Annotated in this window: 9 protein-coding genes; 1 reads left to right on the forward strand and 8 read right to left on the reverse strand. The window is 43.0% G+C overall.

Going from position 1 to position 12,635, the window contains the following annotated elements; all coding sequences use genetic code 11:
• Positions 1-10: 10 nt before the first annotated feature.
• The 8 genes from AAJP47_RS00085 to AAJP47_RS00120 form a co-directional block, all read right to left on the reverse strand.
• Entirely contained in the window at positions 11-2,515 is a 2,505-nt protein-coding gene (locus AAJP47_RS00085) for a tellurite resistance TerB family protein (RefSeq protein WP_346715877.1), read from the reverse strand.
• A gap of 52 nt (positions 2,516-2,567) precedes the next feature.
• Positions 2,568-3,437 (reverse strand): exonuclease domain-containing protein, encoded by an 870-nt coding sequence (locus tag AAJP47_RS00090; protein ID WP_346715878.1) that lies wholly within the window; start codon positions 3,435-3,437, stop codon positions 2,568-2,570.
• Positions 3,438-3,785: 348 nt separating this feature from the next.
• On the reverse strand, positions 3,786-5,081 hold the full coding sequence (locus AAJP47_RS00095) for a PQQ-dependent sugar dehydrogenase (RefSeq protein ID WP_346715879.1): 1,296 nt from the start codon (positions 5,079-5,081) through the stop codon (positions 3,786-3,788).
• The gene (locus tag AAJP47_RS00100; protein WP_346715880.1) at positions 5,078-5,506 is read right to left on the reverse strand and encodes a DUF2231 domain-containing protein; all 429 of its coding nucleotides are present in this window, start codon (positions 5,504-5,506) and stop codon (positions 5,078-5,080) included. Before AAJP47_RS00100 ends, AAJP47_RS00095 begins: the two co-directional genes overlap by 4 nt.
• 363 nt (positions 5,507-5,869) lie before the next feature.
• Positions 5,870-6,640 carry a GNAT family N-acetyltransferase gene (locus tag AAJP47_RS00105; RefSeq protein WP_346715881.1) on the reverse strand — a complete coding sequence of 257 codons (771 nt, stop codon included), beginning with the start codon at positions 6,638-6,640 and terminating at the stop codon, positions 5,870-5,872.
• Between the two features lie 222 nt (positions 6,641-6,862).
• The gene (locus tag AAJP47_RS00110; RefSeq protein ID WP_346715882.1) at positions 6,863-8,032 is read right to left on the reverse strand and encodes a siderophore-interacting protein; all 1,170 of its coding nucleotides are present in this window, start codon (positions 8,030-8,032) and stop codon (positions 6,863-6,865) included.
• Positions 8,033-8,142: 110 nt separating this feature from the next.
• Positions 8,143-10,386 (reverse strand): TonB-dependent siderophore receptor, encoded by a 2,244-nt coding sequence (locus tag AAJP47_RS00115; protein ID WP_346715883.1) that lies wholly within the window; start codon positions 10,384-10,386, stop codon positions 8,143-8,145.
• 172 nt (positions 10,387-10,558) lie between these two features.
• The gene (locus AAJP47_RS00120) at positions 10,559-11,311 is read right to left on the reverse strand and encodes a nucleoside/nucleotide kinase family protein (RefSeq protein WP_346715884.1); all 753 of its coding nucleotides are present in this window, start codon (positions 11,309-11,311) and stop codon (positions 10,559-10,561) included.
• Between the two features lie 261 nt (positions 11,312-11,572).
• Between AAJP47_RS00120 and AAJP47_RS00125 the strand changes: the two genes are divergently transcribed.
• Entirely contained in the window at positions 11,573-12,601 is a 1,029-nt protein-coding gene (locus AAJP47_RS00125; protein ID WP_346715885.1) for an alpha/beta hydrolase, read from the forward strand.
• The last annotated feature ends 34 nt before the right edge of the window (positions 12,602-12,635 follow it).

Genomic DNA, 12,635 nt, shown 5'->3' on the forward strand with positions numbered 1-12,635 from the left:
ATTCTTATATTTAGTCCAATACTTTTAACTCTTCGACAATCTCATAGTCAATCACTATGTCATCTTCAGCTTCCAATACTGGTGCATCGACATTATCATACGACCAATCATTGATAGTCTCGATAGCTCCATTTATCATTAAATTCAAGGATTCACATAGCACTTCAGCTTCCTCTCTTTGCCATACCTCTTTACTAATAAGTTGCTGATACAGCTTACTATGAATCGTATCTAGACCTTTAGCAACAGATTCTTTGGGCGTATCAACCTCAGGATCATTATTTACTTGCTCATTCGATAGTGATTCATTATCCGCTTCCATATCGTCGTCATCTGCTGCAAATATACTTGCCAGCATTGCTTTAGCGTCGCCTGTCTCGCTTTCATAAGCAGCTAGTAATTCTGCATTAAAAATGTATGGCTTACTCTTACGATTTGGGATATTAGCATTAGCCCCAACCCTATTGTCATTGGTCGTTTTTTGCTGTGTCGCATCACTAAACGTTGTCATGCTCTTTTTAGTACTGGTTAAATGATGAATATCACTAACCACTGAATTTTTATCAAGACCTAAAGCCTGATATAACTTTTCAATTTGTTTGATTTGACTGGGCTCTACATTACCGTTAGCTAAGGCAACTGAGATGATAAAACGACTGATAAAGCTAATGTGCTTTTCATCAAGTACTGCAAGCTTTGCCTTTAGACCCGCCATATTAGCAGGACTATTTAAGCGCCATAACAAATAAGCCTTTAGCGACGCCTTTTCAATAGCAGTAAGCTGTGTGTCTTGCTCAATGATCGCCAGTAGCGTATCCACCTCTCTTTTATCGACATAGCCATTAATGGTTGCAACCATGGCACCCAATCTAAGCGCCAAACTGATTTGGTAAAATGATGCACTCGGCTCAAAGTCTTGACCATGACCACCATCAAATAAAACCACATATCCATCCGGTTTAAGACTGGTCTGATGATAACGCTGATCTGGTACAACACCGAAGCCAGCCAACTCAGCTAAATTGGTTATCATCTCACCATGTTTTTTAGCAAATGACTTAGGCATAGTATTGGGCATAGCATGTGACGACTGAGATGACGGCTCAACTAAATATCTCCATAGCTCTTTGACTGTCGTTAATCCTTCATCGTTTTGAGTAACAGATTCTGCCCATGCTTTAAAATTTTGTATGACTGGATATTTTTCTCGATATGCTTGCTGCTGAATAAGCACTTTTGGCAGTAACATAATAGTGTCTATGTCTGTTGCAGAGTTACCCTCTCTCCCCAGATAGCGACTGTAAGCATCCAAAGCCTCGTTACATTGTTCGGCAATAGCGATCAGTTTTTTGATAGGTGATCTTAAGGTGCTTGGGTCTTGCAAATCATCAAGGGTAAGGTCAACACTCACAATTGATTGGCTCGCAGCATGGTAGCTAATTTTTAATTTGGTTTTATTAGGAGGGACGATAAATCCATTTGGATAGGCTTTTTGATATAAAATCTCAAACAGATCTTTAAACTCTGATTCACAGCGCCTTGCAGGTGTTTTGAAGTTATATTCATTAGAAAAAATGAGCCATTCCCATGCTAAGGTAGCAGTAATAGGTAACTTTAAGGTTACCCTTTTTGCTAACTGCATTTTAAAGGTTAGGTTTTGACTACTGGCAGGCGGTGGTAAAAGCTGCGCTGTTTGCATTTTTTCTTCAAATAGTGGCGAGCGTACTAGCGTCATGAACTCTAAAAAATTCGCTGAGTAGTTACTGAATGAGGACTGTTTGCCATAGATATTATGTAGCCGTAGCACCTCATTATAAATATTGACGAACTCATCATCAGACACGCTATCGTCACTAATACCTTCAATCACTCTACGTTCAAACCCACCAAAGTAAATGAAAACATATCCAATTGGTGTATTGGGATTCGCCCGATCTGAGGCCAACCAATCTAAATAAACCCCGCGGCATAAGGGTGATAGAGCTGCATAACTTGGCCAATAGCCAAGCGACTCATCACTATAGATATGCGAGGTGTTATAAATAGCTTTTGGCGAACCGACCGATAAGCTATCATTTACTAACGATGGCTCAGTGCCGTACCCAATCAAAGTTTCAAGCTTACCACCAAAATAAAAAAAGCCGTTATCAATGATACGTCCCTGTATGTTTAGAGATTCATACCTTGATACCCAGCGTCCTAGTTTGCGGTTCGATGAAGCAATATCATACTTTTGCTTGTTTGACGAGATAACAAAGGTTGCCAGCTCCCCCACATCATCTAAATGCTCATCACGATACCTTCTCGTCTTGCTTTGTTTCGCATAACGATTTTGGGTGCTGGGATTAGCAATGTTATTATGGTTTGCAACGTCTAAATTAACTTCGGTCTCTACAATATTTTTAGACGGCTTTATGTCAGGCGGCAAATCTATAAAATGAGTTTTCGTCTCATCTTTTTTAGCGTCATATTTCTCTCTGAATAGCGCTAATACATTGTCGATAAAGTTTTTCATTACCTATAAAACCCATTCCAAGAGAATTAGATAAAAGAGCTGTACAGCAAGATTAAAGCTTAAGCATTTTAAGGAAATCATGTTCTGTAAGAATATTGATGTCGACACCTTCTGCAATCAACGTCTCTGATTTACGTTGTTTACTACTTTTATCATGTCCATTTAATAATGTTAAATCTGGTGTACCTACAACTAAATAATTGAGGTTTTTAGATACACCGGCTTTAACATGAAAACCTTGCCTTGCTGCGATATCAGCAACTTCTGCGCGTTTTATAGATAGCTCGCCTGTAAAGCAAATGTTTAATCCGAAAAACCGACCTTGCCCATTACCTTCTATAGATCGGTTTTGAGTGAAGCGCGGCGTCCGACTATTGCTAGCTCTTGGATAAGGTGGCTGAGCATTTAACCATTTTGTGATTGAAGCATTATTTTCTCTAAGAATGGTTGTCGTCACAAACCCACACGCTTTGGCGTCTTCTAGTGCATCATGATGATCAAACGCGTACCGCCATTCTTTACATACATTGGCAAGATTATATCCTGATGTACTAAACCGCTGGCAGGTATCGCGCACCATGACAGATGCATCTACCCATTGCCAAGACGGTAGTGGCAAATCATGATCTAATAAGCACTTCGTTATTGCTCTTTGATCAAAATCGGTATAACTGACCACAACATTATTGCCGATAAATTGAATAATATTGCCATAGATATCAAATATGGAAGGTGCATCTTTTACTCGGTTATTATCAATACCATGAATATCTATATTTATTCGACTAAAGCTAGACTGTGGTCTTATAAAACTACAGTAGGTATCTATCAGCTTACCTTTTATGTACTTCGCCATACCTATTTGACAAATAGAACCAACGTCTGAGTTGGCAGTTTCTACATCGATAGCCACAAAATTCATCATCTGTCCTTGTACAAATGGCGTGTAATATATCCGTTATGAATAATAATAAACTAAAATTGATATTTTTATCTATCTGATTGATAAATGCTAATGTAATTTTGATAAAGGTATAAAGCAGTCATCAATTCTGATTTTCTCACTTATGAGAATATACTTAGTTTAACAAGTTTAGTTGTATGACCGAGAGTTCAAATCTCTTTTCCCGCTCCAAATATGGCTTGCAAAAGCACTAAAAGCCTCATTTCTTATATAAGAAATGAGGCTTTTTTTTGTCTGATTTTTGGGCTTTATTTGGTTTTCCTACGCGGATAAAGCAACCCGCGCAGGAGATTTTCTACACGCCGCTTATTGAGTTGGGGTGACTCGCCAGATGGTATTGGAAAGGTCATCAGCGACGATCAATGCCCCTTTTGGATCAACCGTTACACCCACTGGTCGACCAAAAGTCTTGCCATTTTCGCCCTGAAATCCAGTGACAAAATCAACCGGATCTCCAGCTGGCTTACCGTTGCTGAATGGAACGAACACGACGTCGTAACCCGCTGGGTCTGAGCGGTTCCAACTTCCATGCTCACCAATGAATGCCCCTTCTGTGAAATTGCTGCCCATGGTTGCTGTTGAGAACGCTACGCCTAAGGGGGCTTTGTGCGAACCAAGGCTGTAGTCTGGAGCAATCGCAGCGGCTACCATATCGGGTCGCTGCGGCTTAACCCGCGGATCGACATTTTGTCCCCAGTAGCTGTAGGGCCAACCATAAAACTTACCTTCTTGAACCGAGGTCAAGTAATCGGGTACCAGCCGTGGACCAAGCTCATCACGTTCGTTGATGACTGCCCATAACTGGTCAGTGCCGGGCAGAATAGCCAACGCTGTTGGATTACGTAGGCCGGTTGCGTATGGCCTGTGAGCACCGGTCTTGGCATCGATCTCCCAGACCATAGCACGGTCTGCCTCTACATCCAATCCGTTTTCAGTAATGTTACTGTTGGACCCGATACCCACGTACAGGAAGTTTCCATCCGGACTGGCCGTCATCGATTTAGTCCAGTGATGATTGACCATGCTAGGCAGGTCGGTAAGCTTGCGTGGCGCGCCACTAGCAGTCGTCTGGCCGGGCTGATAATCGAACTGCACCACCGCATCCTGATTGGCGACGTATAATTGGTTACCGATTAGCGCAAGACCGTAAGGTGCATTCAGATTCTCAGCGAATACCGTGCGTGTCTCGTAAGTACCGTCACCATCCTTATCACGCAGCAAAGTCAGACGGTTACCGCTCTTGACAGAAGTCGTACCTTTACCTTTGAAATAACCGGCTATGATGTCCTTAGGGCGTAGCTTGGGTGCATTACCACCCTTGCCTTCAGCCACCAGAATATCGCCATTGGGCAAGACCAACGTCTGCCGCGGGATCAGAAGATCAGTGGCAATGGCTTCGATTTTATAGCCTGAGGGTACTACGGGCCGATTATCACCCCAACCTGCCGGCTCAGCGATTTTCAAAGTCGGTATCAAGCCGCGTTGCGCTTCAGGCAAGGTTGGGTTGGCACCTAACTGTTCTGCATCGTCTATATTGTTTTCGCCACAAGCGCTTAAAAGAACAGCGACCAAAGTTATCGATAAGATATTGAGTGGTTTCATCTTTCACCTCCAATACGCCAGCTGGCAAGGCCCATCCAAGTTGCGATGCAGGCTAGAATGACCGTGATAACGGATAAAATAAGTCCAGTCGGCATGCTGGCCCAAACGTCCTTTGCATGGATGAACGAGTTAAAGATACCTAGAACAAAGGTCGCCAGTAGCAACAGAAAATAGACAATTGGTTTACCCATGCGCCTATCAGCGCGAACCAGAGATAAAATTGAGCCCAGCCAAGCCAGACCATTGAACACCAGCGCACCTATAAGCATCCAAGAAGCGAAGTTCTTCCATTGTGGCTCGTAGCTGGACCAATAGGCATAATCGTTGAGTAAGACGCCGATAAACAGAGGTACCATTCCGGCCAAAAAAAACGCATGCAACGGGTGCAGTGTGGTGCCGGAGTGTCGGGCAGCAGCACGAATCATGGCGGTTTCCTTATTGCTGATAAACGAGGATTCGATCGAACGTACTGATTTTACTCGTTCGAACAACGCTTGATGGAATTTAAATTCTATGAAATAAAAACGTACCTTAAAACCTACCTAAGTAAAGAGGACTCTTTAACCTTTTTACAAACCAGTAAAATCAGTCAGTTATTAGTTTTTAGGTTGTTTATTAGTTTTTAGGTCGTTTATTAGTTTCTAGATAGGCACTAGACATAGTGAGCTACCCCGAACAAGCTGTAAAGTTAAACTTGGTAAGCTAGGTGCTTTTCCAGCTCCAAATATAGATCACAACAAAAAGCCTCACTTCTTATTTAAGGAGTGAGGCTTTTTTCATTCATGAAATCAAGGTCTATAAATATAAGTTGTGATGCTGGTGATAAATTTGAACCCATGCTTTTCAACAATTGGACGGCTGGTAGGCAAAGCATCAATAGCTATGTATTGCCGACCTCTTTGCTTGGCTTCATCAATACGATAGTTTAGTAGAATTTGATAGTATCCTTTACCCGTATACTCTTTGAGTGTTGTCCCTGCCCATATTCCAGCAAATATGCTATCCGGCGTAAAGTTGATACGAGCGGATGCGACGGGTTTACCCTGTCGGTAAACCACGTATATCGTGCAATTTTTGTCGTTCTCATATTTTGTCCAATGCTGATTGACTTCCTCATCAATATCTAACGGAAATTCAGTGCTTTGGATTTCAAGATATTCTCGGAACATTTGTTTCGAGATTGCTTTTTTGCACTCCACTTCATCAGGTGTTGTTAGATCAATCTGATAATTGCCAATATCACAAACCAATAAGCTTGGGGTTTCTTCTTCTACAAAGCCTGTCGCTAGCAGTCTTTTGCCAATATCTGTTGGCAGGTCTGTGCCATAAACCTTCCATTCAAAAGGTTGATTGATATTGGTAAAGTAGGCGACTTCACTTTCTATAAGCTTATTTATTGATAAGCTAACAGGTTCGAAGTAACTGATAAATGCGGGACGTGAGCCTTTATAAATGTATTTAATGATATTCTCATCCGCAACTCGCTGTACATTCAATTCTTCAAATTGGGCTTTTCGCTCGTATTTTTCGTATAAACACATGATAGGGTCGGCGCGCATTTGATAGTCTCTTTTTAAGTTTTATAGTAACTATACTCCTTTATTAAGATGCCAAAACGTTCAATTTTATGATTATCGATTACGCGATAAATACTTAAATGAACTAACCTCGTTATAAGCACAAAAAAGGACACAACAATGACGTTATGCCCTTTTTTTATTGACGAGTTACACACAACCTTTAAAAATTAACCCTAGAAACGTTAAGTTTATACCTACTCTTTAAAATGAGCGCCAATAAACCTTCATCACCATGTCTTGCCGAGGCAAGCTGAACTTAGACTTTAGCTGACGTCTCAGTGTTTTAGCATCAGACGCCTCAAGTGCGCCCCAAACCTTGTCTATGCTGATAGCATTGTCATTCAAGCACGTATCTATGGTTGATAGAATGGTGTCGGTCAGATCAAGATCTGTGGTGTTTACAATATGCGTTATATTCTCTTGTTTAAAATTGCTCGTATTTGTTAATTGCTCACTCAGCTCAAGGTTGTTTAGATAATCGAGATCTGCGGCATCATTTGTGACAGCAATGACGATTGGCGCTATCGGATTGTGCCACTCTTCTAGAAAATTGGCCACGGTCGGTATCGAGGTCTCGTCACAGATAAGCAAACATTGACCGTCGGTTAGGTGAGCGACTTTTTCCGGGTAATCGCGTACGCTCTTAATTTGCGCGCCCGTTTGCGATGCCCGCGCCCAATTGCCACCAGGCGTATCTCCATGAATGTACGTATCAATCCAACCGTACACCGTTTGGCTATCTGCATCCTGCCATGCTTTTCTCAATGTATAATAACGCTGTAATTTCTCTTGCGGCCTGACTGGTTGATGAGTATTTGACGTATCGGCATTTACTTCAAACAAGTACGCATATCCTGCCTGATTGAGCGGGGTGTCAGCAGGGGCGGTGACAATTAGTCGGAACATATTTGGGCTGGCATAATAACCATCGACCACCGTGAAATAACGCTCTTGCTGTTTTATCGCAAGCTTACCAAGCTTTTTTGAGGCCACTTGCAATAGGTGAATATATTGCGACTTGATGGTAACTGTCTCATCAATGAGATTGTCAAATTCAATAAAATAGCGATTGACCGCCTCATGTTTAGCGTGATGATTGGTCAGGTCGTCTATCGATAGACTCGCTAAAGGCTGAGCACAGGTTTGTAATAACAACCCATCGCGATAAACCTCTGCGATCTGAACCATCAGCTCATCGCCAACCTTGGTATTGGCAAATGCCTCTACAAACATCGCCAGCTCATCTTGATGTTCTTCATTCACATGATTCATGAATTTGATTTTGGTCGCCACTGGTAATGGAACTTTGTTTGTCATGAAGGTATCAATATCGACGCGATCAGCACTGACACTATCAAAGACTTGGGACATAATGCACCCCTCATTAAAAATTTGGTGTTATAAAAAAGATAAGGCGCTTGATGGATCCATGCGCCTTATTTGTCGGACTTATAATATTAACGAGCCTGCAACGGCGATCTTTAGAACTTATAAGACAGCGATGCTTTTACTTCACGCTCATCGCCCGGTATGTTAAACGTATTGGGTGAACCGACACGCACGTAGTGATCTTTGTTTAACAAGTTATAAACGTTCAATTGTCCGGTGAGTTGCTCGCTAAACGGATAGCTGATCATCGCATCCCACGTATTGTAAGCATCGGCCTTCACGCCTTGAGAGGATGAGAATTCACCCACGATATTGACGCCCAGTCCTACGGTCAATGGACGGGGGAGCAAGCTGTCCGCTTCATAACTCACCCAAAGATTAGCAGAGTGTTTTGGCATCAGCAAGAAAATGCCATCATCTCTGTCGGTTGACGCCTGTTTAATATCACTGTCAAGATAGCTATAACCGCCAGATACTTGTAGATTCGGTGCAATCTCCCCATTCACCTCCAACTCTACCCCTTGCATTTGACGCTCGCCAAGCGCAACTTGATCGCGATCTTCAGTCGTTGCCGCGGCATTTTCGTCCGTTAGACGATAGCCACTCAATCGTGCTGATAAGGTATCTTGCCAATGCCCTTTTAGGCCGATTTCTATTTGGTCGCCTTCACGCGGTTTTAGCAACTGACCCGCTTGATTGGCAACATACTGCGGTGTGAATACTTGCGTATAGCTACCATAAGCATTGATATTGGGCGTGACTTCGTAAACGACTGCCCCATACCCCGTCGCTTTGCTACTACTGTCAGTGCTAGTCTGCGCGTTGGCAATCTTATCATCGCTTTCTACATCATAATGGCTCAGACGACCACCAGCGATTAGGCTCAATTTATCAATAGGTTTGTAATTGACCTTGCCGTATAAACCAGTTTCTTTGAGTGTATTTTCAGTATGTGTGAGCGCAAACCCTTGTTGACCAAGTCGAGCTTGCTCCAAAATATCCACTTCGGCCAAATCATTGATTTGTTCGGCGGTCAATCCTGTCGCCAGTGCTCGCGTACGCGCACTCTCATTATTGGTCTTGAAGCGTTTATAATCCGCGCCAATCACATACTCACTTTGCTGATCCCCAAACTTAAAAGGTTGGCTTAAATTGATGTCGGCACTAAGAGACGACTCATCGATGTCTGCTGCAATTGCCGCCACACTGGTTCTATTGTTTTCAAGCGCACTACCAGCAAAGGCATAATTATAATCAGCGTCTCTATCAGTATAGCGCACGCCGCCACTGATCACGCCTTGGCTTTCAAGTTGGTGCTGAAAGTCTGCAAACACATCATGACTTTGACTGTCAAAATCATTCCATTTGGCGCCAAAGAATTTATCGTAAGGCAATGAGATTAAGGAATTATCCGCAAAGGTTGGTAAGCCATTATTTGGGGTGATCTGCCGATCTTGCATCAAGTAACCCAAACCAAACTTGGTGGTATCGTTAAGCTGTTTATCGACACTAAGATAGATGGTACTGTTCTCATTGTCCTTGCCGCCAATATCATCCACCACCGGATTGGCACTCTGATTGTATTCTACAACCGTTCGACCCACCAAACTGTCATCAGCATTCAAACCACCTTGCAGATCAGCGCTGACGCCATAACCGTCGGGATGACTGACATTGGCTTCTAAGGTCTGTGCGCCATCAACTTTGCCACGCTTTCTCACCAGATTTACAACGCCGCCCATCTCGGAGGCCGAATTGAATAAACCCGAAGGCCCGCGCATGACCTCTACTCGATCAAATGCCGCCAAATTGGGCAAAGACCCATTGATACTTGCCATCGGTGATGCCAATCCGTCAATACTGTATTGGTCATACTCATAGCCACGAGAATAAATGGAAGAGCGACCATCATCGTTTTGCAATACTCGCAATCCTGTCGTCCGCTTTGCGACTTGGTCAAGGGTCTCCACGTTTAAGTCATCGATTTTCGATTGTGTGATCACGCTAATAGACTGTGGAATATTTTCTATATAGTCGGGTATTTTGGTACCAACGGTTGCGACATTGGCATTGTATAAATCATTGTCTTCGCTAGGATCAATGGTATATAAGGGGTTCGCGGTCACCACAATGGTGTCCAATGTGGTATTGGGTAACGCTTCTGTGTTGTCGTCTGTTTCTGCCGCCGTCGCTGATACTGACATAAAAAGTAGTGACAATACCGAGCAGCATAGCGGTGTCAGCTGAAAGTTAGCGCCTTGCTTCGTTTTTTTACGTAATAAGTTGGTGTCGGTAGCAGGTGCACGAGGACTCATAGTGGTGTTAAAAATAGACATGTATCAAATATCTCTCAAATCATAGTAGTGACGTATAAATAATAACGTAGAAGAAAAAGCAGAAAAAAACAGAGCACGTAGAAAAACCTAGCGTTTAAAACAGACTCTGACTTCTTAGTAGAAGCCAAAGTTAATAGAAGCCAAAGTCTGTCAAAACTTATTAGCCTAGCTACTAGAACCCTCTGGCTTTGTCAGCAGTGGCAGTATAAAAAATACTAAAAGCACTGTTAGCGCCCGTCTTGACGATTTTGCCATCTACCAGCGCACTGGCTTCAAAATCAACTCCGCCACCTGCACTCTCGCCACTTACGATGTTAGGTAACGTCAATGAGCGTAAAACCACTTTTTTATCAGTCACAGCGGTATCTGATTTGGTGAGCTTGGTGCCGCGTGGCTTGACCATGTCCCCTTCTGCCAAACCTTTAGACAAATCATCATAAATGATATCGAAGTCTAATAACTGTGCCTGATCAAGCTTTGCTTGCCCATTGACTACAGGAATACCGATAAGTGACTTGCTACCACGGTGAATCATACGATTGTCTATCACTTTGCCATTGTCCAGCTTTCTACCTTCTGCCGCCACAGAGTTGGTTCGATTCATTAGCATCACTTTATAACCCGGCACGGCGACTTTGCCTTTGCCATCAAAAATATCCGCCACCAATTCTTGCGAATCTTGCGCGTTATTCACAATGACGCGAGCAGAGCTTTCAGAGACTGGATAATCTTGACCATCAATCGTCAAGTAGCGGCTATCGGCATAGCTGCTTTGCGTCTGCATAATTCCCGTGCTCACCGAAGGAGCCGAAGAGACAGGTGTGCTTTGGCAACCCACAACGCCAAGAGAGAGAATAACAATAGAAGAAAGAAGCGTATTAGAGAACGGGCCTTTGCGCAAGAATGCTGAAGTGGTACATGACATAGTATAATCTCATAAAGGGATGGTTTAGAAAAAGTAAAAAAGTAGAGAATTAAAAAGCAATGCTATTGATAATGATTATCATGTACATTATTATTACCATATTGTAACTCGTTGTCAATCCCTATTAACGAGGAAATAAGACGAATGAATTGACTGATTCTCTACTTTTACCTTGTGGTACAAGTCACTTCTCTATTGTTAAAACGCTTTATTAAAGTGCTTTAAAACGCTTGGAAACGCTCAAATAAAAAAAGGCTAACAATGTTAAACCACCAAAAAAACCGTCCGCTATTCGCTCTCGTCATAACCGGAGTAATGATGTCAACCAGCCAAGCCAAGCCCAATCTAACAACGCCTGTCGACATGAGCGTATTGCATGCCGCAGACAGCGGTTACCACTTTATACACCAGTCCTTTAGCGCCTCTGCACCGAAAACCTATTCCTCAAATAAAAATGACGGACAGACGAATACGCTACAAACTTATGCCAAACCACGGCACTATCAAGTATGGTTGGCTATTCCCAAACAGCCAGCGGGTACTTACCCTTTTCAGACGTCTAAAACGTCGAGCAAAGTGCTCTATATGCTCGATGGCAATGCCGCCATTGATGATTTGAATACAGATTTGCTACGCGCGCTTTCAGAGTCTGCGTCAAAAGATGCACCCATCTTAGTGTTTATCGGCTATCAAACGCCCTATCGCTTTGACGTTGACGCTAGAGCGTACGATTACACGCCTCCGTTACTATCGGCGAAAACAGGTGACAAAGCGGCGTTTAAAGAGGATGGTCGAGAAAGGTTAAATGGCGGTGCCGAGCAGTTTTATGCCATGATTGAACAGGAGATAAAACCGTGGGTGTATCAACAGTTAGGCACAAAACCGACACAAGAAGCGCTTTGGGGGCACTCATATGGCGGTCTGTTTGTTCTGTATAATTTGTTTGCGCATCCAGATACTTATCAGCAGTACTTTAGCGCTGACCCGTCTTTGTGGTGGCAAGAGGGAGAGATGACGAAGTATTGGCAAGCGTATCAAGCCCTGCCAAAATCCAGACTGACTGACCTCGCAAAAACCAAGCAATTACGCCTTACTTTTAGTCAGTCATCCAAACAAGCGGCGAACACTCTAGACACACAGGCGAACACGGCAAAAATGCCTTTGAGCAAACAGGCGTTTGCTGAGGAAGTTTGCGCTCATTTTAAAGAAAGCTGCCGCTATCAGTTTTTTGAGCAATCTCACGGAGAGGTGTTTAAGACTTCGTTGTTAGAAAGCTTACAACGCTTTTAAAGTCATTTTGGGTGGTTCGCAATAACGATGTTAA

Source organism: Psychrobacter halotolerans (assembly GCF_039680845.1).
In the GTDB taxonomy this organism is placed as follows: domain Bacteria; phylum Pseudomonadota; class Gammaproteobacteria; order Pseudomonadales; family Moraxellaceae; genus Psychrobacter.

Bases quoted from the DNA above. Each gene is read 5' to 3' on its own strand.
- AAJP47_RS00085 (WP_346715877.1), bottom strand. From the start codon at position 2,515: ATGAAAAACTTTATCGACAATGTATTAGCGCTATTCAGAGAGAAATAT.
- AAJP47_RS00090 (WP_346715878.1), bottom strand. From the start codon at position 3,437: ATGAATTTTGTGGCTATCGATGTAGAAACTGCCAACTCAGACGTTGGT.
- AAJP47_RS00095 (WP_346715879.1), bottom strand. From the start codon at position 5,081: ATGAAACCACTCAATATCTTATCGATAACTTTGGTCGCTGTTCTTTTA.
- AAJP47_RS00100 (WP_346715880.1), bottom strand. From the start codon at position 5,506: ATGATTCGTGCTGCTGCCCGACACTCCGGCACCACACTGCACCCGTTG.
- AAJP47_RS00105 (WP_346715881.1), bottom strand. From the start codon at position 6,640: ATGCGCGCCGACCCTATCATGTGTTTATACGAAAAATACGAGCGAAAA.
- AAJP47_RS00110 (WP_346715882.1), bottom strand. From the start codon at position 8,032: ATGTCCCAAGTCTTTGATAGTGTCAGTGCTGATCGCGTCGATATTGAT.
- AAJP47_RS00115 (WP_346715883.1), bottom strand. From the start codon at position 10,386: ATGTCTATTTTTAACACCACTATGAGTCCTCGTGCACCTGCTACCGAC.
- AAJP47_RS00120 (WP_346715884.1), bottom strand. From the start codon at position 11,311: ATGTCATGTACCACTTCAGCATTCTTGCGCAAAGGCCCGTTCTCTAAT.
- AAJP47_RS00125 (WP_346715885.1), top strand. From the start codon at position 11,573: ATGTTAAACCACCAAAAAAACCGTCCGCTATTCGCTCTCGTCATAACC.